General features: G+C 46.6%; 23 protein-coding genes. 11 read left to right on the top strand and 12 right to left on the bottom strand.

Features of this window, described 5'->3' with window-relative positions; genetic code table 11:
• Window positions 1-43: 43 nt before the first annotated feature.
• Window positions 44-1,072, bottom strand: a complete 1,029-nt coding sequence (locus tag ACYVD4_RS07215; RefSeq protein ID WP_460943901.1) for a Smr/MutS family protein — start codon at window positions 1,070-1,072, stop codon at window positions 44-46.
• A 224-nt stretch (window positions 1,073-1,296) separates the two neighbouring features.
• On the opposite strand from ACYVD4_RS07215, the gene ACYVD4_RS07210 reads away from it, so the two are divergent.
• Window positions 1,297-2,436: an acyltransferase family protein gene (locus tag ACYVD4_RS07210; protein ID WP_460943899.1), complete on the top strand. Its 1,140-nt coding sequence runs from the start codon at window positions 1,297-1,299 to the stop codon at window positions 2,434-2,436.
• An 11-nt stretch (window positions 2,437-2,447) separates the two neighbouring features.
• Here ACYVD4_RS07210 and eutC read toward each other — a convergent pair whose 3' ends face one another.
• The 3 genes from eutC to eat are packed head-to-tail and all read right to left on the bottom strand — an operon-like array spanning window position 2,448 to window position 5,939.
• Complete coding sequence (eutC, locus tag ACYVD4_RS07205) at window positions 2,448-3,245, bottom strand: ethanolamine ammonia-lyase subunit EutC (RefSeq protein ID WP_460943897.1); 798 nt, start codon at window positions 3,243-3,245, stop codon at window positions 2,448-2,450.
• The gene (locus ACYVD4_RS07200) at window positions 3,242-4,624 is read right to left on the bottom strand and encodes an ethanolamine ammonia-lyase subunit EutB (RefSeq protein ID WP_460943895.1); all 1,383 of its coding nucleotides are present in this window, start codon (window positions 4,622-4,624) and stop codon (window positions 3,242-3,244) included. Before ACYVD4_RS07200 ends, eutC begins: the two co-directional genes overlap by 4 nt.
• Window positions 4,625-4,631: 7 nt before the next feature.
• On the bottom strand, window positions 4,632-5,939 hold the full coding sequence (gene eat, locus ACYVD4_RS07195; RefSeq protein WP_460943893.1) for an ethanolamine permease: 1,308 nt from the start codon (window positions 5,937-5,939) through the stop codon (window positions 4,632-4,634).
• A 235-nt stretch (window positions 5,940-6,174) separates the two neighbouring features.
• On the opposite strand from eat, the gene ACYVD4_RS07190 reads away from it, so the two are divergent.
• Window positions 6,175-8,628, top strand: coding sequence for a helix-turn-helix domain-containing protein (locus ACYVD4_RS07190; RefSeq protein WP_460943891.1), 2,454 nt, complete (start codon window positions 6,175-6,177; stop codon window positions 8,626-8,628).
• 385 nt (window positions 8,629-9,013) lie between these two features.
• The gene (locus ACYVD4_RS07185) at window positions 9,014-9,658 is read left to right on the top strand and encodes an FISUMP domain-containing protein (protein ID WP_460943889.1); all 645 of its coding nucleotides are present in this window, start codon (window positions 9,014-9,016) and stop codon (window positions 9,656-9,658) included.
• A gap of 392 nt (window positions 9,659-10,050) precedes the next feature.
• On the opposite strand, the gene ACYVD4_RS07180 is transcribed toward ACYVD4_RS07185, so the two are convergent.
• Together ACYVD4_RS07180 and ACYVD4_RS07175 are read right to left on the bottom strand one after the other, a co-directional pair.
• Window positions 10,051-11,049, bottom strand: a complete 999-nt coding sequence (locus tag ACYVD4_RS07180; RefSeq protein ID WP_460943887.1) for an ankyrin repeat domain-containing protein — start codon at window positions 11,047-11,049, stop codon at window positions 10,051-10,053.
• 21 nt (window positions 11,050-11,070) lie between these two features.
• Window positions 11,071-11,505: a DUF3592 domain-containing protein gene (locus ACYVD4_RS07175; protein WP_460943885.1), complete on the bottom strand. Its 435-nt coding sequence runs from the start codon at window positions 11,503-11,505 to the stop codon at window positions 11,071-11,073.
• Between the two features lie 204 nt (window positions 11,506-11,709).
• On the opposite strand from ACYVD4_RS07175, the gene ACYVD4_RS07170 reads away from it, so the two are divergent.
• Both ACYVD4_RS07170 and ACYVD4_RS07165 read left to right on the top strand, forming a co-directional pair.
• Complete coding sequence (locus ACYVD4_RS07170; protein WP_460943883.1) at window positions 11,710-12,867, top strand: hypothetical protein; 1,158 nt, start codon at window positions 11,710-11,712, stop codon at window positions 12,865-12,867.
• A gap of 152 nt (window positions 12,868-13,019) precedes the next feature.
• Window positions 13,020-14,396 (top strand): hypothetical protein, encoded by a 1,377-nt coding sequence (locus ACYVD4_RS07165; RefSeq protein WP_460943881.1) that lies wholly within the window; start codon window positions 13,020-13,022, stop codon window positions 14,394-14,396.
• Between the two features lie 4 nt (window positions 14,397-14,400).
• Here ACYVD4_RS07165 and ACYVD4_RS07160 read toward each other — a convergent pair whose 3' ends face one another.
• From ACYVD4_RS07160 to ACYVD4_RS07135, 6 genes are all read right to left on the bottom strand, one after another.
• Entirely contained in the window at window positions 14,401-15,426 is a 1,026-nt protein-coding gene (locus tag ACYVD4_RS07160) for a sensor histidine kinase (protein ID WP_460943879.1), read from the bottom strand.
• Between the two features lie 211 nt (window positions 15,427-15,637).
• Window positions 15,638-16,843 (bottom strand): chromate efflux transporter, encoded by a 1,206-nt coding sequence (chrA, locus tag ACYVD4_RS07155; RefSeq protein WP_460943877.1) that lies wholly within the window; start codon window positions 16,841-16,843, stop codon window positions 15,638-15,640.
• 168 nt (window positions 16,844-17,011) lie between these two features.
• Entirely contained in the window at window positions 17,012-17,971 is a 960-nt protein-coding gene (locus tag ACYVD4_RS07150; RefSeq protein ID WP_460943875.1) for an isopenicillin N synthase family dioxygenase, read from the bottom strand.
• A 159-nt stretch (window positions 17,972-18,130) separates the two neighbouring features.
• Window positions 18,131-18,820: a superoxide dismutase gene (locus tag ACYVD4_RS07145; RefSeq protein ID WP_460943873.1), complete on the bottom strand. Its 690-nt coding sequence runs from the start codon at window positions 18,818-18,820 to the stop codon at window positions 18,131-18,133.
• Window positions 18,821-19,006: 186 nt separating this feature from the next.
• Entirely contained in the window at window positions 19,007-19,618 is a 612-nt protein-coding gene (gene recR / locus ACYVD4_RS07140) for a recombination mediator RecR (protein ID WP_460943871.1), read from the bottom strand.
• A gap of 89 nt (window positions 19,619-19,707) precedes the next feature.
• Window positions 19,708-19,998: an ATP-dependent Clp protease adaptor ClpS gene (locus tag ACYVD4_RS07135; protein ID WP_460943869.1), complete on the bottom strand. Its 291-nt coding sequence runs from the start codon at window positions 19,996-19,998 to the stop codon at window positions 19,708-19,710.
• 158 nt (window positions 19,999-20,156) lie between these two features.
• Between ACYVD4_RS07135 and ACYVD4_RS07130 the strand changes: the two genes are divergently transcribed.
• The 6 genes from ACYVD4_RS07130 to ACYVD4_RS07105 all read left to right on the top strand — a co-directional run bounded on the left by ACYVD4_RS07130 (window position 20,157) and on the right by ACYVD4_RS07105 (window position 26,263).
• Window positions 20,157-21,620 carry a sodium:solute symporter gene (locus ACYVD4_RS07130; protein ID WP_460943867.1) on the top strand — a complete coding sequence of 488 codons (1,464 nt, stop codon included), beginning with the start codon at window positions 20,157-20,159 and terminating at the stop codon, window positions 21,618-21,620.
• 97 nt (window positions 21,621-21,717) lie between these two features.
• Window positions 21,718-23,613: a redoxin family protein gene (locus ACYVD4_RS07125; RefSeq protein WP_460943865.1), complete on the top strand. Its 1,896-nt coding sequence runs from the start codon at window positions 21,718-21,720 to the stop codon at window positions 23,611-23,613.
• Between the two features lie 49 nt (window positions 23,614-23,662).
• On the top strand, window positions 23,663-24,067 hold the full coding sequence (locus ACYVD4_RS07120) for a cupin domain-containing protein (protein WP_460943863.1): 405 nt from the start codon (window positions 23,663-23,665) through the stop codon (window positions 24,065-24,067).
• Window positions 24,068-24,094: 27 nt separating this feature from the next.
• The gene (locus tag ACYVD4_RS07115) at window positions 24,095-24,595 is read left to right on the top strand and encodes a GNAT family N-acetyltransferase (RefSeq protein ID WP_460943861.1); all 501 of its coding nucleotides are present in this window, start codon (window positions 24,095-24,097) and stop codon (window positions 24,593-24,595) included.
• Between the two features lie 79 nt (window positions 24,596-24,674).
• The gene (locus ACYVD4_RS07110) at window positions 24,675-25,418 is read left to right on the top strand and encodes an OmpA family protein (RefSeq protein ID WP_460943859.1); all 744 of its coding nucleotides are present in this window, start codon (window positions 24,675-24,677) and stop codon (window positions 25,416-25,418) included.
• Window positions 25,419-25,507: 89 nt separating this feature from the next.
• Entirely contained in the window at window positions 25,508-26,263 is a 756-nt protein-coding gene (locus tag ACYVD4_RS07105; protein WP_460943857.1) for an oxygenase MpaB family protein, read from the top strand.
• Window positions 26,264-26,298: the final 35 nt, after the last annotated feature.

Below are 26,298 nucleotides of genomic sequence, written 5' to 3'. Positions count from 1 at the left end.
CGATTGTACTAAACAGTCGTGAATGTTCACTAAAAATTCTGTTTTATTTAATCGTAACCCTGGTGGCACCATAGCCAAACTTCTGTTTCTGAGCGTCTTCAAAGAATTTAACGTTCGGATGTTGGCCAAGCCGTTTATGCAATTCGGTTCGGAGGGCGCCACTACCCACGCCGTGAATAAACGTAATATCGCTCATACCACTGGCGATCGCATTTTCAATCGTACGTTCGAAGGTATGAAGCTGCAATTTCAGTAAATCGGCGGGTGTGCGATTACCGGCTCCATTGGGCAATAAGGCTTCTACGTGTAAATCGACAACGGAACTTGGTCGAGCAATCGAAACCTGTTCCGGTTCGTTTTTGGGCTTAAGCATTTCGGCTTTCAATTCATCTGGACGTAGCGTTACCGGTTTGGACGTTGCAGGACGGTTGGTGCTGGCTGATGATAGTTGAGACTCCGAGTTATCAGCATCCAGTTGCGTCAGAAAACCCGGCTGATTCAAAACCGGAATGGTCGTTTTGGCTTTGAAGAACGTAGTGGCACGTGCTTTAAAGCGCTTGATCAATGGCTGACGTAACGTCATCTTACCCGCTCGAAACCACAACCCCTGAAGCACAAAAGTTGGCCATTTTTCAAAGTCGGCATGCAGGTAATGGTCGTTGAATTTCTGCTGCGATTTTGCTTTCAAAACACCACCTTGAAGCCCCCTAAACTGAACTCCTCCCCCATCAGCAGCCGATTCTTCACCCAAAACATAGGGAAATTCCCAATCGGTGTTGTTAATGAGATGTAAGGTATATTCCCGATCATTGACCGGAACAAACGCCAGATAAATACCCTGATTGGCCAGAATTTTCGACGCTGTTGGAGCAACCGTTTTCTGAGCGTCGAACGGGTTATTCTTCAGTAATCGTTCGGCTTCAACAGGCGAAACCGGAACCAGTTCCGAACGTAGCACCGGAATCCGAAAACCATCTTCAATCTCAATTTCAATCATATCGCCCGGTAAAAAGCGCGACACAACTCCTTGTTCTTTTGCCCGTAAAAGCCGGACTTTATCCCCAATATTCATCTGGTTTCGGTTGTTGTACTAAATTTTATCTGCCTTTCTTAAAGAACTAACAACCATTCAAAAAGGAAGGTTTTGCAGGTTTTTATATTCGTAACGGCGGTTTAGACAATTCAGTTTCCGGCCCAAACGTCGAAAAAAACAACAAATTCTACTCACCTTTTTCCGCCTACCCTTATACAAGGTCGACTGTCCAGCCACATCTTTCCTGACGGTTTTATAAAAAAATGAATTTACCATTTATCGATGCATTACGCGGCATTGCCATTTTAGGTGTTATCTGGTTCCATTGTCACCTCCATCACTACAGCCAGACAGAGTTTTACTCACTCATGGACACGCTGGGATCGCCTGCGGGTATGGGCGTACAATTGTTTTATGCGTTAAGTGCCTTTACGCTATTTCTATCTATGGGCCAAACCCAAAAAACCAGCTATTCTATCCCAAACTTCTACCTTCGACGCCTTTTCCGAATTGCTCCGCTTTATTACGTAGCGATGAGTTATTATTTACTGGAACTGTCGTACAACCATAATCAATCGCTGTCGTTGACTATAACCGAAAATGCTTCTGGCATTATTGCCAATACGTTCATGGTACATGGTTTATCCCCGGAGTGGATCAACAGCATTATTCCCGGCGGATGGTCGGTAGGTATCGAAGTCCTATTTTATGCACTTCTTCCGTACTTGTACCGAACGATCACTACGTTCGACAAGGCTGTAAATTTCACAGCCTGTTCATTACTGGCGGGCTATATGTTAACAGCATTGCTACATCAGATTCCAACTATTCAGTCAGACGATTTACTGACGCATTATCTGTTTTTTTATTTACCATATCAGTTACCCGTATTCGGCTGCGGCATTATTGCTTACTACGTAGTGATTCGAAAAGATAAACACCTGTCCAAAAGGACGTTATACCTGACACTAACGGTTCTTTCGCTGCTAATTTTGAGCAAAACAGTAGGTAAACACTTTATCCCCAATTTACCGCGTACCATTCATTTCTGGGGCAGCATTGCGTTTATCTTTCTCATCATCGGCTTAGCAAAATCGCCGATCTGGTTGCTGGTAAATCCGATTACAAGATATATTGGAAAGGTTAGTTACAGCGCTTATTTAACGCACTTTGGGGTGTTGTTCTGGATGGATAAGATTTTGCCCGAACAGTTTATACCAGTTCAAAACACGCTTACCAATGTGATTAACTTCAATTTGAAATTTATCGTAGTGGTTTTTATAACAACACTCATCTCGACCTTCACCTATCATTTCATCGAAGAACGGGGGAGGCAATTTGGTGTGCGATTGCTACGTAGTCAATCCTCTTCCCTGCCAAAGCAAACCGAAGTATATGGCTAATTACCAGGTATTCACTCCAGACTGAATCCCAATTCCTGATACGTATCAGGGCCATCGAGTCCATCATCTTCCTTCAACGCCACACCAGATACTTGCAGCCGAAAAGCCGCCTGTATAAGCTGCACAAGTTTATCAGCGGCTTTTTCGGGAGCAAGCCCCTCCTGCCGAATGTTCGAAATACAGTTCCGGCGTTCGTCGGTAAGTCCCGGCTCTGGTGCATACGTCAGGTAAGCGCCCAGACTATCGGGCGAACTAAGGCCGGGCCGTTCGCCGATCAGCATTACCGCCAGCCGGGGACGTAGCAATCCGCCGATAGCATCTGTAATGGCAACCCTCCCCTGCTCAACCACCAGAATCGGCGCAATTGTGTAATTAACCGCTCGTAGTTTATCGACCAGTAAACGTACCACCCAACCGGCGTAGCGCATCACGGCTGTTGCCGACAAGCCATCGGCAATTATGATACAGACGTCGCTAGCTGGATGTTGCTTTGCCCGAAGTTGTATGGCTGAATCGTTAGCCAGTAAACGACCAAAATCGGGCCGTTGCAGATACGTATCACGTGACGTTGCCTGACTATGAAGGAATTCGACGGGTAGATTGGTTTGTCGTAAATCCTGTTCCAGATCGGCTAACTGCATCTGCGAGTAAACGGCATCTTTCGCGTGAGCGTGCGCCAGCTTAAACTGCAGCGATTCACGTAGCGGTATTGAAACACCCGTTTTGCCAAGCGCAATCCGGGCTTTGGTATATGCACGAAGGCTTTCCCATTCGTCAGATTCCACTACGTTTTGTTTCGGTTCGTTCATGCGGGGAGTAAGGCTGTAGACAGTTTTTTGAGCACGCCCTCCGACAGTCGATTCCCTTGATTATCAATAATTCCCTGCCGAACCAGCCAGTCGTCAAATTCTGGAGCAGGTTTAAGACCCAAAACACGACGAGCGTAAAGTGCATCATGAAACGAGGTCGATTGGTAATTCAGCATAATATCATCGGCACCGGGAATGCCCATAATGAAGTTGACGCCCGCTACACCTAACAGTGTTAGCAACGTATCCATATCGTCCTGATCGGCCTGCGCGTGGTTGGTGTAGCAAATGTCCATGCCCATGGGCAAACCCATCAGTTTACCACAAAAATGGTCTTCCAGTCCGGCCCGAATAATTTGTTTTCCATCGAACAGATACTCGGGACCAATAAAACCGACCACCGAATTCACCAGAAACGGATTGAATTTTCGAGCTAGTGCATAGGCCCGAACCTCGCAGGTTTGCTGATCAACACCGTGGTGCGCATTTGCTGATAACGCGCTTCCCTGCCCCGTTTCGAAATACATCAGGTTTTGCCCCAACGTGCCCCGTTTCAGTGAAAGGCCCGCTTCATAGGCTTCCTGCAAGAGAGCACACGTAATACCAAAACTGGCATTCGCTTTTTCCGTACCCGCAATCGATTGAAAAACAAGATCAACGGGCAATTTACGTTCGATGAGCTGCAACGTAGTGGTTACGTGGCTGAGTACACAATTTTGGGTAGGTATGGCAAATCGCTCCCGCAACTCGTCGAGCATACAAAGCAGACGCGACGTAGCGGCCGGGCTATCAGTTGCCGGATTAATTCCGATCATTGCATCACCACTGCCGTACAACAACCCATCAATCACGCTGGCCGCAATTCCTTTAGCATCGTCGGTTGGATGATTGGGTTGCAGACGTACCGACAAATGCCCGCGCAGTCCCTGCGTATTCCGAAACTGTGTAACAACTTCACATTTTTTGGCAACCAGAATCAAGTCCTGATTCCGCATCAGTTTCGAAACAGCCGCAACCATTTCGGGTGTGAGCCCCGGCGATACATCCCGCAATCGTTCCGACGTAGCGTCGTCGCTCAAAAGCCAGTCACGTAGTTCGCCAACCGTAAAGGAACGTAGTAAACCAAACGCCGTTTTATCGTGTGTATCGATGATGAGCCGGGTAATTTCATCGGTTTCGTATGGGACTACTACCTCATTCAGAAACGTAGTGAGTGGTACTTCGGCCAGCGCCATTTGAGCAGCTACACGCTCTTCATAGCTCTGTGCCCCCAAACCCGCCAACGTATCGCCCGAACGTAACGGACTCGCTTTCGCCAGCAATTCGTTGAGGTTGTTGAAGCGATATGTAAAGCCGCGAATGGTATATGTGTAAGGCATTACTCGTTTAATTTAACTGACCATTTTTAATTCGACGTGCCAGCAGGAACAAACCCATCACGACGATCAGGCCGGCAAAAAACAGTAAACTCAGTTCACTATAAAAATACACCATCGCGCCCAGAGCAACAACCGCCAGAAATAGGGCTACTGCCGGAAAAACAGGATAAAACGGTGCTCTGAAGGAACGGGGTAGCGTAGGCTGCGTTTGCCGAAGTCGAAACAACGAAAGCATACTGATAATGTATACCACCACTGCCCCAATAGTCGACGCAATTACCAACTTACTGGTATCCAGAACCATCAGTGCAATAATACCAAAAGTAGCACCGACTAGCAACGCCCAAACCGGTACCTGTCGTCCACCGCTCACTGCCGATAATCCAGTTGGCAAATAACCAGCACGGGCCAGCGCAAAAATCTGTCGGGAATAGCTGATGATAATCCCGTGAAACGATGCGATCAGCCCAAATAAACCTACACTGGTAAAAAACTTGGTTAGTGGATTCTGACGACCGAGCACAATAGCAACCGCTTCGGGCATCGGGTAATCGAGGTGGTCGAGATTTTCCCAGTTTGTGATACCGCCCACGCTAATCATAACCGTGATGGCCAAAAAAGCCAATGTGATTACTGCCGAAATATATCCTTTGGCGATGGCGTGTTTTGTGTCAGAGACTTCTTCGGCAACCATAGCGATTCCTTCGAGGCAAACGAATAGCCAGATAGCAAAAGGTAATGCGGCAAAAACGCCCCCCCATCCGAATGGCATGGGATTATGCAGGAACGTATCGAGGCTGGTATATGGATAAACCACACCGATAAACAATAGTAGTTCGGCAATGGCAATAACGGTCATTATCAGTGAGAACCAGGCGGCTTCTTTGATTCCCAACAAGTTGATACCAGTAAAAACCACAAATGCCCCCACCGAACACCAGACTACCGGAACTGACGGATACAGAAAATGAATGTAGCTCCCCAGCGCCAGCGCAATGGCAGGCGTAGCAAAAAGAAACTCAATTAACGTAGCATAACCAGCAATCAGCGCACCCAACGGGCCAAACGCCTGCAACGCATAGGCAAACGGGCCACCCGCATTCGGGATGGCCGTTGTCAGTTCGGTAAAACTAAAAATGAACGTAATGTAGAGTAACGTTATGAATAACGTAGCGATCAGCAGACCCACCGTTCCGGCAACACCCCAGCCATAATTCCAGCCGAAATATTCGCCCGATATCACTAGACCTACGCCAATAGCCCATAGATGCACAGGCCCTAATGCTCTTTTGAGTACGGGAGATTTTTCTGCCATGAATTCAGGAAGTAATCGACAGGTTGTACGTTCTGATCAAAAATACAAGCAATACGTGGTTAAAATGGCTATATACCAGCGTTAATCTTCAAAAAATAACTGCGGTCGTAATTGGAGCTGCCCAAAGAGATCTGTTTACGCAATCCAGCCAGATTACGGGCTTTATCTATGTGCTACGAATGTAAATTAGTCGCTCAAAAATGCGTACTTTTGATGGTTTAGTTGCCTGCTTTTTATGAATTCTCCCATCAACGAAAAACTTGAACTTGCTCATCAGTTTGTACTGCATACCAACCGAAATATTTTCCTGACCGGGAAAGCCGGCACAGGCAAAACTACGTTTCTGCATCAGGTTAAACAGATAAGTGCCAAACGGCTGGCGGTGGTTGCGCCCACGGGCGTAGCAGCCATCAATGCTGGTGGCGTTACGATTCACTCCTTGTTTCAACTTCCTTTTGGGCCACTGGTACCCGGATCGACACTACGTGAAAGTCGCAAGTTTAACAAAGACAAAATCCGGCTCCTCCGAACGCTTGACCTTTTAATAATAGACGAAATCAGTATGGTTCGGGCCGATGTGCTCGATGGAATTGATGAAGTACTTCGTCGATATCGAAACAATGGGCATCCTTTTGGCGGTGTACAACTGTTGCTGATCGGCGATATGCAGCAATTACCGCCCGTTATTCGAGATGAAGAATGGACACTCTTGCAACCACACTACGAAACGGGCTACTTCTTCGGGAGTAAAGCACTACGTCAGATTCCCTACGTATCAATTGAACTAACCCATATTTATCGCCAAGCCGATGCGCGATTCATTAGTCTGCTCAACAGTATCCGTGAAAAAAGGATCACCCGCGAGCAATTAGCCGATCTCAACCAACGGCATATCCCTAATTTTACGCCCCACGACAAAGAAGGCTACATTACACTTTCGACGCATAATACAACTGCGCAACAAATTAACAGCAATAAGCTTACGGGGCTTCCAACGGCTTTACATACGTTCGAAGCTACGGTTGAAGGCGATTTCCCGGCCAACATCTACCCGACTGAAGCCAGTCTGGAACTGAAAGTTGGCGCGCAGGTAATGTTCATAAAAAATGACATCACCCGCGAAAAAAGGTATTACAACGGCAAAATCGGGCAGATTGTCGACATCGACGATGACATTATCTATGTCAAATGTGGAGACAATGACGATGTGATTGATGTACTCCCTGTCGACTGGACAAACCTGAAGTACACACTCGACCCGACCACCAAAGAAATTAAGGCTGAAGCAATTGGTACGTTCCGTCAGTTTCCGCTTAAGCTTGCCTGGGCCATTACAATTCATAAGAGTCAGGGACTAACCTTCGAGAAAGCCATTATCGATGCGTCGTCGGCTTTCGCCCACGGACAGGTATACGTAGCGTTGAGTCGTTGTAAAACCCTGGATGGGCTGGTGCTACGTTCGCCAATTCCGTCGCATAGTATCAAAACCGAGCAGACACTTGAGGATTTTCACGACGAAGTGCAGCAGCAAACACCCACTGAGCAGCACCTGCGCGATTCCCGACGTACCAATCAGCAAGTGCTCCTTCAGGAGTTATTTTCGTTCGAACGGGCAAATTCGCTAACGTATCGCTGCCGCCGGGTCGTGAACGAACACATGAGTAGTTTAGATGCGGAATGTTCCCCTATTCTTACTGAATTAAGAGAATTACTGGAAAACAAAGCCCGCAACGTAACGAATCGATTTCAGCAGCAACTCCCTGTTTACTTCGCCGAAGAAACCTTACCCGAAGAAAACGCTACGTTACAGGAGCGCATTCGTAAAGCGGCTTCCTATTTCCAGACGGTGCTCAACAGCGAACTCCTGCCTCTCCTTCACCGCTGCCCCACCGACTCCGACAACAAGCAGGTACGTGAATCGCTACTGGAAGTGCTGGATGAACTGGAAAAAGAGCTATTTGTAAAACTACGCTCGTTTGAAAGCTGCCAGAATGGGTTTGACGCATTGATTTATTTACAGACCCGCAATCATGCCGAGCTTGACTTTCAGCCAGAACGTAAACGCCTTGAAAAAGAAACAGCTACAACCACTGACAGCACTGGACGCGGAGGGTTATACGGCGCGTTGATGAAATGGCGTAACGATCTTGCGGGCGAACACGATACGTCGGGCTATATGGTTTTACCACAGAAAACCATCGCCGAGCTGGCCAAGCTTCGACCTACTACCGTTGAAGAACTGCTAACAATTAAAGGCTTCGGAAAAACCAAAGCAAAGCAGTTTGGTCAGGAAGTGCTGGCCATTATTAAAGACTTCCTTGAACGCCCGAAACCAGCGAAAGAGGTCAAAGAAAAAAAGGTCAAAGAGCCAAAGGAAGCTAAAATTCCCTCTACTACGCAGACATTGGCCTTGTTTCAATCGGGCAAGAGCATCGTCGAAATTGCTACCGAGCGTGGCTTTGCCGTTTCGACCATCGAGGGCCATCTGGCGCAATGTATTGGCCGGGGTGAGTTATCCGTTGAAGCCGTTCTACAAACCGACCGCATCCAGCTCATCCGCTCCCACCTCGAAACGACTCCATCGGCCACCTTCACCGAACTCGTACAAAATATTGGCAACGGCGTTACGTATAGCGAAATCCGCTTCGTCAACAGCGCGATACGAGCAGAAATGGGCGAAGTTGAGTAAACAACAATTGGTCAAAAATATTTTGGTAGCAATAAGTAATGCCAACGTTACTCACTCTACTGTAAAACAGAATAGTTGAGAGAACAGCAAAAAGCCTTATACACTCAACATCTGGCAAGTGGCGATAAGACTTTAGAAAAGGCACTCAACAAGTGATGTTAGCGGATTAGCTCAACCAGATTAGAGTGAATTTGTATCTGATCATACCAGTTTGCTATAAATACAATTCACGCATGATTTTTCCGCTTTAAATCCATCTTCTCTCAACTCAGTACGGTTTATCTTCTCCTGATCGCTTAGGTTACCTAGGTTTGTCCCATTATCAGAACGAATAGTAGGGCAATCCTCTGTTCGCTCTAAATGGCTTATCAAACAGCAAATTATAATGGAAATGCAACTCGAATTAATCCCATCTACGGCTATTCGTACCTGGGGCATCCTGCTTTTAAGCTGGCTAATAATTGCATCTTGTAAATCCGGTTCAGACAACCCACTGACTCCACAGGCCGATTCAGTTCAGATTAGTAATCGGGCGTATTCAATACAATCCATAGGTAATCAGATATGGACTACCGTCAATTACAGTGGACAAGGTGGAGTGGCATACGGCACCAAAAGCGAAAAGCCTGAGTATGGCCGCTATTACACCTTCGAGGAGGTTAAAGCCATCAAACTGCCTACTGGCTGGCGAATTCCAACCATGCAGGATTATATTGTTCTAGCTCAAAATCAGGGTATTGTACTTGAAAATAACCGAGCAACTCGTCAGGATGCCATTCAGAAACTACTTTCCACAACGAGCTGGCGAACCAAAGCCGGTAGCAATGCATCGGGCTTCAACGCCTATCCAACGGGCTACTGTTTTCGGGATGCTCCCCCTCAGGATGGCGACTTAGCGGAATTCTGGCTAGCAGATGGCAAAACTGTTAGTATTCAGGAAGTGGCAGGCTCAACACATAATTTATCGTTCTATGGCGATAGCAATAATTCCCTCAATCGCTTTACTGTGCGCTTTGTAAAGAACCACTAGCTATTCAGTGTTAAAGACAATCTACCTTGTAAATGACCATGCGTTTAACTTCACACCAATAACGCTTACTTTTAGCTCACAAACACACCATATTTTTTAACTAATATTTATCACATTGCTGGGTTTATAAAAGAGTTCTAAACCATCAGCCAATTAATCGATGGAAGGTACTAGTGAACGAGCAACTGGAAGCCTTAGCGACGTAGCAACCCACCATAAATCCCCAAAGCCACAGAGAACTCCGTGCGTCTCTGTGGCTCCTTAGTGTATCTCTAAGGCAAAATCGCTAATATTCCCTCTAATTTCGAAGCGAAAAATCTCATAAAACGAATCTGGAGATCCTTGAAACGCATTTTCTTACGATAGAAATGGATCATGCTTTACAAAACTCCCTATTTTTCATTCTTCATCAACTTCTTCACTTGTTCGAATGAGTTTGGTGGCGTTTCGCTACGTTCTTTAAATTCTTTGTCGAAGTGATCAATGTAAGTTTTTAACGACGTGCCGTTCGGCGTAACGTAGTGACCCTCGCCACCGCGTTGAATGAGCAACCAGCAAACATCCCAGTAGCCATAGGCAGCGGCAAAAAGTACGGGTGAGAAATTCGGGCTGTTTCGGTCATACGTCGCAATCACATTACAATCGGCCCCATAGTCGATCAATAGCTTCACTTTTTTCAGAGCATCCTCTTCGCCTGTTAGAATCGCCCGATACAACATGGGAGTTTCATTCTCGTCAACTGCGTTGGGGTTGGCTCCATGTTCCAGAAAAAAAGCCAGCATATCTGGTGTTGCATTTCGAATGGCCGCTACGTGCGTCGACTCTCGCCTTGAATCAGTACTGTTTAGCGTTGCTCCAGCAGCAAGCATCAATTCCAGAATACGCTTCGTTGAGGCCCAATTTCTGCTATACTCACTAAAGTGCGTTGCGGTATAATCAATTACTGTCTGTTCGTTTTCGGTATCCAGATCATTAATATAAGGAGCAGGTTCACGTAGCAACTGCTCTACTTTTGATACGTCCTCATGAAAAACAGCCGCCATGAGGGCCTTCTGTTTCGGATTTGAAAAATAACTGGAGCCATCAAAATCGGTCTGTGAATACGTAATGGCTCGCGTCAAATCCTTTATCATTTTTCCGGCATTATTCAGCAGTATAAACGCCACCGGAAGCATGATGATCGAAAATGCTACATATTTCGACCAGTTAAATGGTAAAATAGTAAGTAACAGCAACGTAGCCAGCGCAATACAAGCGAACAAAACAATAGCTTCGCCCATACCTTTACTGGCCGCATCGCCCCCTTTTGTTGGAAACACCAGCGAAACTACCACAACCACACCCAGCACGATGATGGCAATCCAGTTAATGATCGTGATGTATTTTATCATTGTTAGGTAGTGAAAACGGCTTTACCGATATATCATCCATTGCCAGACATTGGTCACTGATTCGCCAATGCCCCAGACCGACAGGAAGATAAAAACCAGGCCCATTCCCCCAAAAACATAGACCAGTAGAAAATCTCCATCTAACACTACTTTATCGGGCTGGTTTGGATCATAATAAAGTGTTACTTCTTCGCCAATCTGATAAGCAGGAGGGTTTCGTCCTTCTGAGCTATGAAAAATACGCTCGCACCCGTCCTGCGTCTGGTAACGTATCGATGGGGCTACAGGATACTCGCGCGGTTTCATGCGATGCATACCAATGACAGTGCCTTTGGTGGAAATGCCATTTTTCACGAGTTGCTGATGGCTCCAGTAGACGTAGTACGCTACGCTAACCAACGTAGCACCAATCAGGAAGAAAAGAAGTATAAATAAATCCCCCGCCGGAAATTTCATGATTCGCTGATGTATCGATAAGAACTGATTGATCACAAAATTGCGCGGCCAACCTTGATCTACCAATCGGAAGTCAATACTGAGTATACCCCAGCAAATAACTGGTTGTGTTTACCTATCTATTCACAATCCAGCTTATAGCAGACAACGGTTTTCCGGCTTATTATCGAAAATAGTTTCCCCTTTCATCACATACTATTTGCTTTGATAAAGCACTATTTACGTATTTACAGCCGTTTTTTGTTCGACAACCCACTCCGACAGCAAATCCGTTGTCTGGCAACGATAATGACGCTTACCCAACGACTTCGTACTTTTTTTTCAAAACCAATACCAGTAGTCAGTACTACGTCGGATACTCCGGCAGCTATACCCGTGACTATGAACGTAGTACCTGCCTTGCAGGAAGAGAATGCTACGTTTGCGCCCCCGCTTTTTACTACGTTATTACCTACCGAACCACTTCCCAACTGGCTGGCCGATGAAGAATCGTTACGTGATGAAGGTGTCTTGTTTGGTTTATCGGATGCGCGTCCCGATGGAAAAACTGGGCAGATTCGCGCCTGGTTCGCCCAACAATCAGCTCTTACTGATGAATTAGTTGGGCAGTATTCCGAAAAAATTGGCGAAATCAATCAATTCATCAGCGAACGCGAAAACCGCGCATCAACCCTTCGTGCGCAAATTGCAGACCTGCGCAACCAGCAACCAGCTCCCACAAACCTGATTCGAACTGTAGGCAGTCTGTTATTATCGGCGGTAATGTGTATTGGTACGTTTTACCTTATCGACGAAACACTACGTCCCGCTTTTCCGAATCGTTGGATTTCGGTTGGGGTTTTTCTGGCGGGTATGTTCAATTTGTTTGGCCGCACATCGTTCTTTTATGAAACTGGCACACGCTTAACCAGTCGTCGGCTCATTGAAGAATTGGGTTTACCACTCGCAACGGCGGTATTTATTCTCGTACAGGCGCTGGAATACAAAACACCTACTCAGGCAATTGGACTATTTTTATTCGTTTTTTTTCTGTTTCTGTTAGGCGGCAAATTAGCCCTCAGTACGTTAACTGCCCTCCAAAATGACATCAACGTATTGGCCGCAAACCAGAGTCTACAGGGCCGCAAACAGGAAGATATCCCCCGTTTTGAATCCGAATTAACGTTCCTGATTCGGGAAATTGATCAGTATCGAACACAGAAATGGCCGTTGATTTCTACCCTCAATCAGGCCGAAGCACAGCGAGTGCAATTGAACACTCAGCGCGATCGGCTTGTTAATTTGTTTATCAGCGAGTTCGAACTCGCCCGTAGCCTCCGCGACCGACTCACTGAGTCTCAACGAGAAGCAATGTTTAAATAGGAAATTGGAGTAAGAAAGTTATAGAGTTGTATGGTTGTAGAGTTATAGGGTTGTAACGTTTTAGAGTTTTTGAAAATTCTAATCTTACAACTGGACAACTTTATAACCTTACAACTGGACACTTATAACCCAACAACTTTACAACCTTGAATATGGAACCAACGAACAGTCCCGATTTTCAGCACGGTTATAACAGCGGTGTCGAAGGTGTTAGTCGGGAAACATACGAAGGCTATTTATCCAGCCAGATTAATACGGACTGGTTGACTGAACGCATTCAGGAAAAGCGCACGAATCTGGATAATGTCGAACGACAGTTGGCTGAAACCACTGAAGCTAATCGGGCTGCCTACTCCGACTTGCAGAACCATACACTTCAGGTAGAACGGCTGTCGAAACAGGTAAAACAGATCGAAACCAACCGACAGGCCGTTGAAGCCGAACGTAGCGCCCTGCAGGAACGACGCGCCAAAGCCTCTCCTGATTATTCATTACTGGCGGGTCTACTGTTTCTGATAGCTGGTATTGCTTTTCTGGCGGGTGATTTGATTATCTCCCACGAAATCGTAGCGTATGCGCTCAACATACGTAACTCCGATGAGGCCTGGGCATTTGCATTTGGCCTGGCCATGGTATCAATACTACTAAAACCTGCCTATGACCGACTAATTGAAAAACCATATCAGGAAAATCCAGAACAGAATCAGACAAAATACAGTCGGTTCAAGATCATGCTAGCGGTGTTTTCGGTCATAACTCTGGCCGTATTGGGCTGGTTTCGGTATGAAGCCTACCGTACTGATCAGTTGAAAGCAGCCATTAACAAATCGGTTCGCCAGCTTCAGCTCAACACCGATCCATCGGCAGCTACGCAGGTTCTCAGCCCCTCTATGATGAGTAAAATCGAGAAACAACTGAGCGAGTCGAGCGAATTGAATCTGGCGCTGGTCAACAGTCCGTGGGCGCTGATGTCATTTGTGTTGAGTGGTATTCTGTTTGCCCTGGCCGGAGCAGTTTGCTTAGGGATTGCTTTGCCTGTGCTGTCGGCCTTCTGGTTTCGATGGCTACAGGCCGACATTAAACTGGGCAGACTACGCCGACGGCTGAAACGTATTGATAAGGAAATAGCTCCGCTCGAAGCACAATTGGCTGAGCAACGCACTCGTCAACAGGTACTTCAACATAACCTCGACCTGCTTCCATCACTCAATGAGTTGCGCGGACGCCGTCAGGCACTTATCAACGACATTGACGCACTACTGGCCGAACTGAAACTTTCGCAGACCGACAGTAGAATCAGCACATTCAACGACGGTTATGGTCAGGGCGAAGCAACTCGAAATGTTTTGAGCGACGAAGAACAACAGCAGCTACGTAAAGAAATGCTGACGCTTCAGAATAGTAATCGCAAACGGACTGAAGAGCCTCGCCCACCAGCCACAACAACGCCCACCAATGGCGCTAATGGCAAGCCCAATGCGCTTCGACCTTACCAGAACATCCGTAAATTTCTGTCTGACGAATTATAGAGATTTAATTCAGCAGAGGCAGTAAGACCGTAAAATGCTCGTCTTCGTCCTCAATAACAATCGTAGACTGCGCCAGCATCTGGTATTTGGCGGCAACGTTTGCCAGTCCAATGCCGTTGCTGGCGTTATGCACATTCTTCCGTTGTAAGTTGTTACGCACCAACAACTGGCCGTCGCTGGTCGTTGCAATTTCAATTTTCAACGGTTGCTCAGCCATAACAATATTATGTTTTACCGCATTTTCGACCAGTAACTGAAGAGTTAGGGGTGGTATCGAATGACCCAGATAATCTGGTGCTACGTGTATTTGAATAGTCAGCCCGGCGCCGTGCCGAGTTTTCAACAAATGGGCATAGGACTCAATAAATGTCAGCTCTGTGCTTAGCAAAATTAATTCCCGATCATTGGCACGTAGTAAATACCGATACATAGTCGATAATTCATCAACAAACTGGCTGGCCTGCATCGGCGATTCATCAATCAACGCCGACAACGAATTTAGTGAGTTAAACAGAAAATGCGGGTTGACCTGACTCTTAAGCGAATCGAAACGGGTTTGCCATTGTGCTTTTACCAATGCTTCTTTTTCCTGATACGTCTGTCGCCATTGTTGCATGACGTACCACCCTTCGTAAATACTGAAATAAACCGCGAAGTAAAACAACTGAATACCCAGCGACGTAACGTAATCGACTAAATCTATCCACAATACGTGCCTTGACCCAAGCAGAATATGCAGGACGTAACGAAAGAAAACGGCCGCATTGACTAGCAGCGGGCTCAGCAGTAATATTAGCAAAAGCCTTTTCTGGCTACGTTCCAGGCCGGGAAATTGCTCTTGCAACTCGGAAATAACCAATCGATTTACCTCCCAAAACAGATACCCGGCAACCAGCCCCACTAATATCGAATCGAAAAGCGTTTGCAGATCAGCATCCATCCAGAATGAAAGCCGAAAAAACAGATTCCCAAACAGAAAAAGCCCAAGTGGACCTAGCCAACGTAGCCAGAAATCATTGATACGTATCATACCAGACTATCGGCGGAGATAAACGGAGGTAGAACTGAAAGGGAAATCCCATACTAGTCTAAAACCAAAGTTTTCCATATTCAATAGGCGAAGTCAGCGTATCTGGTATTTTTGAATAGAGCTAAAGCTTAACTAGTACGGGCTATATACCTGAAGGAAAGTACATTAAGTACTCCTCTAAAATCATTACGTATTGTGCAATATACCAAATTTACCTAATAATAAAACCAACCAATAAGCCCCCGAGTATTAATACATAAGGCGGAATTTTGGTATAAATCAGCAACACGATGGTCAGAATGACAACTGACACAGAAGGCCAGTACGGTGCCATTGGCTCAAACAGGGCAATGGCCGCTGCTGCCGTAAGGCCGGTGCTGGCAGCATTTATGCCGCCCAATGAGGCTCGCACTACCCGATATCGTTTGAGCTGCTCCCAGAAACGGTAGACAAAGAAGATAAGAAACGTACCGGGCAGAAATATACCGGCGGTAGCCACACAGCTCCCCCACAGTTGCCCCGAAACACCCGCGTCGCGCATCGATAACGTACCGATGTAGGAAGCTATGGCAAAGACCGGCCCCGGTATGGCCTGCGCCAATCCTAAACCGGATAGAAACTCCTCACGAGAGAGGTAGCGCTTAAATTCAACAAACTCATTATAAAGCATCGGCGTCAGAATCTGTCCTCCGCCAAAAACAAAGCTTCCGTTACGGTAAAAATTTTCGAACAAACGAACGGGTAACGAACGAGTAGCCGCTCCCAACGTAGCAGCGGCCACAAAAACGCCTAGCCACAGAAAAAAATTAGCCCACTGTATACGCAGGGGCTCTTTCTCCATTCGTTGCTGTTTCTCGTAAGTTAAGGCCGTTGTAAGCCCACCCAACGCAATCACGATAGGTGTCATAACGGGCGACCGAAATACGTAACCCACCATAGCAGCCGTTAACGCCAGTGCCAAACTTACTTTGTCCTTAATTACAATTCGCCCGATCCGATACCCGGCTACAACCATGAAACCCACGGCCATTGGCTGAATAAACCGGGTAAATTGTAGCGACATACTGTGCCGCTCCATGTAATAGATTCCAATTCCAGCCGCCGTCATAATGCTTACGGCAGGAAGTATCCAGACAATAAGGGTTAAGTATGCCAGATTTGGGCCACCAATTTTAAAGCCAATGGCGGTAATCGTCTGCGTTGAGGTTGGGCCGGGAAGTACCTGTCCGAGTGCGTTTAATTCTAGTAATTCTTCGTCCGTAACGTAGCGTCGTTTCCGAACAAAACGGTCGTGAAGCATAGCCAGATGAACCTGTGGCCCGCCAAACGTTGTCAGTGCCAGAATTAGTACATCTTTTAAGAAGATGATATACCGAATCCTACGTACGGGTTTAACAGCGGTAATGTAAGGCAACATGCTCAACGCGTTCAGAAAGGGTTAGATATGCCAAAGGGTTATTAGGATTATTTCGGTCGGATCAGAGACGGATCAGGATATAACTGGCCATCGTCGCGAGAAGCCACCTTTCGCTGTATATCTCCGACTAGTCCTGACTAATCGTAACAACCCTTGTCTAGACATTACCTATTTCTTCTTCAGTCCCAGTTCCATTAAGCGCTCGTCCAGAAATTCACCCGCTGTCATATTTACATATAGTTTCGGGTGTTGCGCATCGATACAGCTTTCCAGACTGCTCAAATCCATGTCGCCACGGGGATGCATGAAAAATGGAATCGAGTAGCGTGACTGATTCATTTTTTCGCGTGGCGGATTCACAACTTGATGAATGGTCGACTTCAGTTTATGGTTAGTAAGCCTATCGAGCATATCCCCTACATTTACAATAACCTGATCGGGTAATGCGGTAATGCCGATCCATTTACCATCGCGACGTAGCACTTCAAGACCATCGGCGGAAGCGCCCATCAGCAATGTAATGAGGTTAATGTCGCCGTGTGCGGCAGCACGTACTGCACCATCGGGTGTGGTTTCGGGATTAAGCGGGAAATAATGAAGAGCCCGTAGAATACTATCGCCATTCCGAACTTTAGCGTCAAAGTAATCTTCGGGCAGTTCCAGGTAGAGTGCAATGGCACGTAGCAACTGTTTTCCAGTGTTTTCCAGCGTCCGATACGTTTCCAGCGTTACGTTCTGAAATTCCGGATATTCTTCTGGAAATACGTTGGCGGGCATATCACCCTCGGGTTCAGGCTGGCCAACGTGATAAAACTCTTTGAGATCAGCGACTTTAAATCCTTTAGCCGTTTCTTTTCCTTTACCGATATAACCGCGCTGACCGTTCAGCTCAGGATGTTCGTATTTCTGCTTTACACTATCTGGAGCCGAGAAAAATGCCTTGGCCGAATCGTAAAGTTCTTTGGTTAGCTCGTCGGTCAGACCGTGATTACGAATGGCAACAAAGCCAATTTGATTAAACGCACGTCCTAAATCCTGTACAAAACGTGCTTTCCGTTCCGCGTCGCCGGAGGTAAAATCAGCCAGATCTAACGATGGGATTTCGTTGTATAATTCTTCGTTTATCATAGACGAAAGCTATTTTGACAAAAATAGTGAATGTTAAGTTATAAAGTTGTAGGGTTATAAGGTTGTAAAGCTGCTCAGCGCGTATGATTTGCGTCAGCCACTCTACAACTCTATAACCCTACAACCACTCCGGCGGCCCGGTTTATAACTCAATACGTATTACGAGAAATTCTTTCCGACTTTATTCCAGTCTACTACGTTCCAGAATGCTGTTACGTATTCTGGCCGACGGTTCTGATATTTAAGATAATATGCATGCTCCCACACATCGAGGCCCAGAATTGGGGTTCCTTTTTTCTCGGCGAGGGCCATGAGTGGGTTGTCCTGATTAGGCGTCGAGATGATTTCAATATCATTTCCTGTTTTGATAAGCCATGCCCAGCCCGATCCGAAACGACCGGCTGCCGCTTTGCCGAATTCGGTTTTAAAGTTATCGAACGAGCCAAATTTCTTGTTGATAGCATCAGCCAAAGCACCTTTTGGCACCCCACCACCGGGGCCTAGAATATTCCAGAAGAACGTATGATTCCAATGACCACCGGCATTATTACGTACGGCGGCTGGCGTGCTGGCATTCACACTTTTTACCAACGCTTCAATGTCCATTTTAGCCATATCGGTTCCGGCAACGGCTTTGTTCAGGTTATCGACATACGCTTTATGGTGTTTACCGTGGTGAATTTCCATGGTCATTTTATCAATGTGCGGTTCGAGCGCACCCGCGTCGAAAGGTAGTGGGGCCAGTTTAAACGGCCCTTCAGCCTGAGCAGGTGTATATCCAAATGAGCGGAAGGCAACTAAACCAGCCGAAGCACCGAAGGCCAGTTTCAAAAACTCGGAGCGATTCATGCGAATGTTGATTTTGGGGAAGAACAAAAAAGCGTCTGTGCCATTCTGTTTACAGCCATTTGGGCCATCGAACAAACAACCCTCCAATTGGGTAAATGTTCAACAGAAAGAAGGACACAGACGCAAATAAACGAGTTTTTCGTACCCAAGCGCATCAACAATCAATTGATTTAACGCAAATGGGGCTTATTCGTAGGCAATCCGGCTCAAAATGCTTCGGCCAAGGGTAACTTCATCGGCATATTCAAGATCGCCACCGATAGGAATACCACGTGCAATAGTCGAAATCTTGAGGTTAAACGGTTTTAACTTTTTCTGAAGATAAAAGGCAGTCGTATCGCCTTCCATTGTCGGGCTGATCGCCAAAATAATTTCTCGAACAGACTCTCCTTCAGCACCTTTTAGCCGTTCGATGAGTGAGTCAATCTGAAGGTCGCTGGGGCCAATTCCTTCTACCGGCGAAATGATACCACCCAATACGTGATATAAGCCTTTATACTGGGCTGTATTCTCAATCGCCAGTACGTCGCGCGTGTCTTCGACCACGCAAATCAGCGATTGGTCGCGTTTGTGACTGGCGCAAATAGTACAAACGTCATGATCGGACAGATTATGGCATTTGCGGCAGTATTTCACCTTTGTCCGCATTGCCGTCAGGCTTTGCGCCAGCAATTCGGTTTGATCTTCGTCACGTTTCAACAAATGTAAAACCAGCCGGAGCGCCGTTTTTTTGCCAATTCCGGGCAGTTTCGACACTTCGTTGACTGCTTCTTCTATAAGTTTGGAGGGGTATTCCAAGAGAATTAGTGATAAGAGATGAACGATGAGTGATGAACGATGAATAGAGCGCTTCGGCTTACTTATCACTTATCGTTCATCACTCATCACTAATTTAACACTTCCGCCGAGATGCCCCGACGGCAGATTTCGTTACGCATCGGCACTAGTTCATCCCAAGACCCATGCTTCACGGCGCATTTGCCTTTGTAGTGAATCAACAGCGTACATTGTTCGGCCTGTTCGGGCGTGTGGCCGCACACATCAATAAGTGTTTCGATAACGTGGTCAAATGTATTCACATCGTCGTTGAAAACCACGAGGTTATGTACGTCGGTTTCGACAACATCATCCAATACGTCCACCTCAGTCGACCAGTCGTTTTCTTCAAAAGGTTGCATGGGAGCAAAAAGCGTGTTTACTTAGCAAATTTACAAAAAATCGACCATATAAGCGAATCACAACCAATGATTTTGCAGGTAGTGTGGTGGCTTTCCAACACTGATAAACTACCAGATTTTCACGTTGTCATTCGAGACCGTCGCTTGTCAATTTCTCCATGAATACAACACTTGCACTTGTCATTTTGATTGCCTATTTCGGCATGTTGATTGCCGTTTCGTTTTATACGGCACGCGGGGCCGATACCACTACGTTCTTTACGGCCAACCGCCAATCGCCCTGGTGGCTAGTGGCGTTCGGCATGATCGGTACGTCGCTGTCGGGTGTTACGTTTATTTCGGTGCCGGGAGCCGTTGGCAAAATCGGGTTTTCCTATTTTCAGGTTGTATTAGGCTACATTATCGGTTATATCGTGATCGGTTCGGTGTTGATGCCACTCTACTACAGGCTAAATCTCATTTCGATCTACGGTTATCTCGAAAAACGCTTTGGATTCTGGTCCTACAAAACGGGTGCTGGATTCTTTCTTTTATCGCGCACGGTTGGTTCGGCAGTACGGCTTTATGTGGCCGCAGGTGTGTTACAACTGGCTCTGTTTAGTCCGCTCGGAATTCCATTTGAGGTTTCAGTGCTGATTACGATCGGGCTTATCTGGATTTACACGTTTAAAGGAGGGGTGAAAACCATCATCGTTACCGATACGCTTCAGACCGTGTTCTTAATAACAGCCGTCATTCTAACCATTTTCCTGATTGCCAGGGAATTAAATTTATCCTTTAGCGGCATAGTCAGTACCGTATCCGACAGCCCTATGTCGCAGATTTTTTATTGGGATGCCAACGACCCAAAAAACTTTTTCAAGCAGTTTGTTTCGGGTGCGTTCATTGCCATTGTAATGACCGGTCTCGATCAGGATCTGATGCAGAAAAACCTGACCTGCAAGAATATCGGTGAAGCACAGAAAAATATGTTCTGGTTTACCGTTACGTTGGTCTTCGTCAATTTTATGTTTCTGTCGTTAGGCGTGCTACTCTACGCCTATGCTCAACGCGAAGGCATTGCCATTCCCGAACGCACCGACGACCTTTACCCAATGTTGGCACTGAATCACCTTGGTCTGGTAGTTGGAATTACATTTCTGCTGGGTATCACAGCCGCTACGTATGCCAGTGCCGATTCGGCTCTTACGGCTTTAACTACCTCATTCTGTATCGATTTCATGAATGTAGAGAAACGACCTGAAGCGAGTCGGGCACGTATCAAACACATCGTTCACATTGGTTTTTCGTTGCTGTTCTACGTGGTTATCATTGTTTTCCGTCAATTGAACAGCAAAGAAGTGATCACGGCTGTTTTCGACATTGCTGGGTATACATATGGCCCATTGCTGGGTTTATACGCGTTCGGTATTTTCAGTAAACGTCCGGTTATGGATGGTGCTGTACCGTTTATCTGTGTAGCTTCGCCCGTTCTGACATATATCATCAATCAGAATTCGGCGGCTTGGTTCGGTGGGTATCAGTTTGGCTTTGAACGGCTCCTGCTAAACGGATTAATTACGTTTGTAGGCTTGTTGATCGTCTCGAAACCTAAAAAACAGGAACAATCCGTTTCAGTTTAACCACATTTTTGTGCTTAAATGTGAGTCTGTCGCTTTGGTATCAGCAAGCGGCAGAATCCCTACTCAATTTCTTTTTCGATCAATGAATCAGTACGTTATGAGATTTCTTACCTACCTTTTCGCCTTAATCTGTATTATTTCACATAGTACGTTTGCCCAGTTCTGCTTTTTGCCGGAACGCCCGCAGATTGGACAAATGGTTTCGTTTACCTATACTCCCCAAACAACGCCATTGGCAAACGACAGTACGCTGGAAGGCCGTTACGTTCGCTACGGTGCGCCGAACATGATGCACATTAGTCGGCCAACTACGCTTACGTTAGTACGTCAGGGGCGCGACTTTGTGGGCGAAATTTATATTCCGAAAAAGGACGTAATGGGAACGATGCTGTTTTTTAGAAACAGCTCCCAACCCAAACGTACTGACTTGAATAAAGGGCAGTTGTATGTCATTCCGGTGCATGATGCCGCTGGCAAAATTCTGCCACACGCGGTGGGCGGCCAGGCTTCGGTATTTACCCGCAGTCATTTCTTGAACGAAACCGGCACCCGTTTCGACCCCAACTGGGTTGTTACGTTGTTTCAGCACGAACTGGCGATGAACCCTGATTTGCAGTCTTTTTACTGGTCAGACCTGTTGGCAACCCAGATCAAACAGCGAAAACCGGGTTATGGACCATCCGTAAAAGCAGGAATTGAATCATATTTGGCGTCGCGCACTGCTCCAACGGCGGCAGAATTAACGGCGGCTGCACAGTTGTATGAAAGCATGGGCGATTTTCCACGAGCTAATACCCTGCGCGAACGAATGAAAACACTAGATCCAGCCGGTTCGCTAGTGCAGAAAGATCGTGCGAATGCTGTACGTAGTGAAATTGACTGGGCGAAAAAAAAGGCGGCTTATCAATCATTCGTGCAGGATTTCCCGACATCGCCCCACTTACCGGCTTTAGCGGTGGCCATGACTGATAGTTACTTCAAGCAAAACGATATCGCCGGACTAGTGAAGTTTGTTGAACCTTTGCCAGCCGCGCAAACTGACGTATTGGTGCTCAATACGATTGCATTTCAACTCGCCGACGAACGTCGTTCCTTGCCCGAATCCGAATTTTTGATCAAGCGAGCCCTTTCGGTTTTCAAAGCCCAGCCAAAGCCTCAACGGATTAACAGTACGTGGGAAGCCGAACAAAAAGCCCGTCTCCGGCAGCTCATGAATACGTATGCCCGAACGCAGGAACAGCAGGGGAAATTTGCAGATGCCTATACAGCCTACAAGGATGTGATTATTCCCGACGATGTCGATAACAGCGAAGTCCGCGTTAACGAACGTTATCTTCTTTGTGCAATACGTGCCAATCAGATGAATGAAGCACTGCCCTATATCGAATCAGCGGTGCAGATCGGAAAAGCAAACATCGGACTTAAAACTTCCCTTCGCGACTGGTATGCCAAACAGCCGGGAAATACGATTGCTAAAGCTGACACCTATCTAGCCGATTTAGAAGCCGACATTCGTGCCGATAAACGGGATGAATTAGCACAACTGCTTATTAATGAACCGGCTCCAGCCTTTGCTCTTACCGATTTAAAAGGACGTAGCATTTCCTCATCAGCCTTTAAAGGAAAAGTAATCGTGCTCGATTTCTGGGCTACCTGGTGCGGCCCTTGTATTGCTTCGTTTCCGGCAATGCAGCAAGCACAGAATAAATTCCTTAGCGACCCAAACGTGCGATTCCTATTTGTCAATACTCGCGAGGGCGGCCCTTTACAACGAGTACACAATTTCATGAATAAACACCCGTATGAATTTGTGGTGCCGCTCGATACGCAGCAAAAAGTTGCCAATGCCTACAAAGTGAAAGGAATTCCGACTAAGGTGGTTATTGGCCCCAACGGGCGAGTACGTTATCGTACCATTGGTTATTCGGGCGACCCAGAAACAACGGTCGATGAGTTGGCCCTGGTGGTAGAAATGCTGAAGGAGGGTAAATAAACTACTCATATTTTTGACTTAATGTATTTGTCCCAGACAATCGTATCAGATGAATGAAGAAGCGATCCGTCCCGTCAGCACAAATACAGCCGAGCATTACACTTGGGGAAACGGCTGTGATGGCTGGCATCTGGTCAAGTCAGACGCGCTAAGTATTATTCAGGAACGAATGCCATCTGGCACCTCGGAGGTAAAACACTATCACAAAAAAGCGCGTCAGTTTTTCTTTATTCTGGCCGGAACTGCCACTATGGAAGTTGGAGATAAAACACTCCGGTTAAGCCCATTTGAAGGAATAGAGATTCCACCCTTAATAGCTCACCAGATGCGTAATGATTCGCAGGATGAGCTTATTTTCACCGTTACCTCCACCCCTAAAAGCCACGGCGACCGAATTCACGGCGACCGAATTCACGGCGACCGCGTTCACGGCGACCAAATTACATTGTCTTAAAATCTTCAGTTTTCTCTATTACTTAGCATGATCATTCGCCCTGCCACGAGTACCGACATTCCCGCCTTGTTAACCATTCTCCGAAATGTAGTACCGCTCATGCATGAGTCGGGCAATTTTCAGTGGGATAATACGTATCCGAACGAAACTGTTTTTCAGCAGGATATCCAGAAGAACCAGTTATGGGTTACCGAAATCAATGATCAATTAGCTGGCTTTGCCGCCCTTACCGAAGATCAGGAGCCCGAATATGCCCAAGTCGGTTTCAATCTAGCCCAACGTGCCATTGTCACGCACCGACTGGCCGTTGATCCGCACTTTCGAGGACAGGGTGTAGCAGCGGCTTTACTCGAACAAGCCGAACAACTTGCGCTCGAACGGGGTATCGCATTTCTACGGATCGACACGAATTCCGAGAATCAGGTCACGCAAAAGCTTTTCCCTAAAATGGGCTACCGCTATGCGGGTGAAATTACCCTAAGTTTTCGACCGGGTCTGCGCTTTTTGGCGTATGAAAAACGGCTGTAGATACGTAGCAATTTCAGCCCTTTCAAAAATTCGGCACTTCTTTTGTGGTGAGGTTCTCCGTGAAAAACCGAAGACCAATATGCGTGTCGTAACCTTCTTCCTTCTGCTTTGTTTACTGGCCTCATACCGTAGTTTTAGTCAGCAAACCGCTAAGAAAACCCAGCAAACGCTGTTCACTATTTCGGCGGTCGATGATAAAACGTCGCTTGAATTACCGGCTCAGTTTACAATTGAAGCAAAAAAAGCGAAGAAAAAATTTACAGGAGCCAGCGCGCTGGGCGGAAAAGTTTTTTCGTTCATACTCACCCAAACTGATACGTTGAGCGTTGTAACGAGTTCGCCCGGTTATTACGAAGTTGAAGAAATCATGGCCGTATCGTGTGATACGTGCCCTGATTACGGCTACGTTGTGCGACTCGAAAAAGAAGAAATTCAGAAACCTCAACCCGTTGATACAATATTCCGAAATTTGCAGGTTAACCAATCATTTCGGCTCGATAATGTGTATTTCGACCAGAGTAGCTACGTGTTACGTCCGGAGTCGTATCCGCAGTTAAACAAACTGGTGAAAACGCTGGTCACTACGCCCAAATTAGTTATTGAAATTGCAGGACATACCGACAATGTGGGCGACCGGCGACTAAATCAGCTCCTGTCCGAGAATCGGGCGAAAGTAATTCGCAATTATCTTGTTCGGAGTGGTATTATTGAGGATCGGCTCAAGGCTTCGGGCTATGGTGACGCTAATCCGGCGGCACCCAACGACTCCGAAGAAAATAAACGAAAGAACAGGCGCGTTGAATTCGTTGTATTAGCCTTGTAAATCAATAAGCTTTCAGCGTCTAATTACGGGTTTAGAAAATTCTTTCCGGCAGCTATTGACTCACGACTAATGGCTGACGACTTTTGCCAATGTCTTTTTTTGTTCATCAGAATTCTATAGTTCGCCGAATCTGGGGCGATGCCGATGTGATCTTATTGGTCTTTGCTGGTTCTGCGGCTGAGTTTGCCCTGAACCGGGCGGTAGACTGGCTTTTTTTCACGGGTAAACTACCCGCCGACCCAATAGGGCGTTTATTTTCGACAGTACGTTACGCACAGGAGATTGTTTTTCTGCCCGAAGAAAAAGCCCGGCAAGCCATTGCCCGAATGGCTTCCATTCACACTGGCGTTGAGAATAAACGAGGATACGCTATTCCGGACTGGGCTTACCGGGATGTATTGTATATGCTGATCGATTACTCTGAACGGGCCTACCAAACTTTACACCGTCCACTAACTCAAACCGAAAAGGCGGAGTTATTTGCTACGTTTCGGGAAGTTGGCGCGGGGATGAAGGTGCCAGATTTACCCGCTACGTATGACGACTGGTGTATTGATCGTGAGGCTCACCTCAACCGCGATCTGGCTCATGGTGAATATACCGATAAATTATTCCAGCGGTATCGTGAGCAGCTAGGCAACTGGCGGTTTGATTTGCTACGTCAGGTACAGGCCATTCTTGTACCCCAGCAGGTAAGTACGCTGCTCGATCTTCCGAAAAAGCCCTTACTCACATATTCAATAAATCTTTATACGTTGCTCAATGCCCTTGGCTTACGATCACTTGTCCAACGTGTTCTGCTTCCTTCTGAATACTTACAACAGATTCGTAGCTTAGACCAATAATTTGTTTTTGGTTTCTAATTTAACGGTTCAGATTC

The sequence above is a fragment of the Spirosoma daeguense genome, assembly GCF_054776875.1.
Note: the sequence above shows the minus strand (reverse complement) of the source record. Positions and strands in the feature narration are given on the sequence as shown.

Coding starts and splice junctions, on each gene's coding strand:
- ACYVD4_RS07215 (WP_460943901.1), bottom strand. CDS start 1,072: ATGAATATTGGGGATAAAGTCCGGCTTTTACGGGCAAAAGAACAAGGA.
- ACYVD4_RS07210 (WP_460943899.1), top strand. CDS start 1,297: ATGAATTTACCATTTATCGATGCATTACGCGGCATTGCCATTTTAGGT.
- eutC (WP_460943897.1), bottom strand. CDS start 3,245: ATGAACGAACCGAAACAAAACGTAGTGGAATCTGACGAATGGGAAAGC.
- ACYVD4_RS07200 (WP_460943895.1), bottom strand. CDS start 4,624: ATGCCTTACACATATACCATTCGCGGCTTTACATATCGCTTCAACAAC.
- eat (WP_460943893.1), bottom strand. CDS start 5,939: ATGGCAGAAAAATCTCCCGTACTCAAAAGAGCATTAGGGCCTGTGCAT.
- ACYVD4_RS07190 (WP_460943891.1), top strand. CDS start 6,175: ATGAATTCTCCCATCAACGAAAAACTTGAACTTGCTCATCAGTTTGTA.
- ACYVD4_RS07185 (WP_460943889.1), top strand. CDS start 9,014: ATGGAAATGCAACTCGAATTAATCCCATCTACGGCTATTCGTACCTGG.
- ACYVD4_RS07180 (WP_460943887.1), bottom strand. CDS start 11,049: ATGATAAAATACATCACGATCATTAACTGGATTGCCATCATCGTGCTG.
- ACYVD4_RS07175 (WP_460943885.1), bottom strand. CDS start 11,505: ATGAAATTTCCGGCGGGGGATTTATTTATACTTCTTTTCTTCCTGATT.
- ACYVD4_RS07165 (WP_460943881.1), top strand. CDS start 13,020: ATGGAACCAACGAACAGTCCCGATTTTCAGCACGGTTATAACAGCGGT.
- ACYVD4_RS07160 (WP_460943879.1), bottom strand. CDS start 15,426: ATGATACGTATCAATGATTTCTGGCTACGTTGGCTAGGTCCACTTGGG.
- chrA (WP_460943877.1), bottom strand. CDS start 16,843: ATGTTGCCTTACATTACCGCTGTTAAACCCGTACGTAGGATTCGGTAT.
- ACYVD4_RS07150 (WP_460943875.1), bottom strand. CDS start 17,971: ATGATAAACGAAGAATTATACAACGAAATCCCATCGTTAGATCTGGCT.
- ACYVD4_RS07145 (WP_460943873.1), bottom strand. CDS start 18,820: ATGAATCGCTCCGAGTTTTTGAAACTGGCCTTCGGTGCTTCGGCTGGT.
- ACYVD4_RS07135 (WP_460943869.1), bottom strand. CDS start 19,998: ATGCAACCTTTTGAAGAAAACGACTGGTCGACTGAGGTGGACGTATTG.
- ACYVD4_RS07130 (WP_460943867.1), top strand. CDS start 20,157: ATGAATACAACACTTGCACTTGTCATTTTGATTGCCTATTTCGGCATG.
- ACYVD4_RS07125 (WP_460943865.1), top strand. CDS start 21,718: ATGAGATTTCTTACCTACCTTTTCGCCTTAATCTGTATTATTTCACAT.
- ACYVD4_RS07120 (WP_460943863.1), top strand. CDS start 23,663: ATGAATGAAGAAGCGATCCGTCCCGTCAGCACAAATACAGCCGAGCAT.
- ACYVD4_RS07115 (WP_460943861.1), top strand. CDS start 24,095: ATGATCATTCGCCCTGCCACGAGTACCGACATTCCCGCCTTGTTAACC.
- ACYVD4_RS07110 (WP_460943859.1), top strand. CDS start 24,675: ATGCGTGTCGTAACCTTCTTCCTTCTGCTTTGTTTACTGGCCTCATAC.
- ACYVD4_RS07105 (WP_460943857.1), top strand. CDS start 25,508: ATGTCTTTTTTTGTTCATCAGAATTCTATAGTTCGCCGAATCTGGGGC.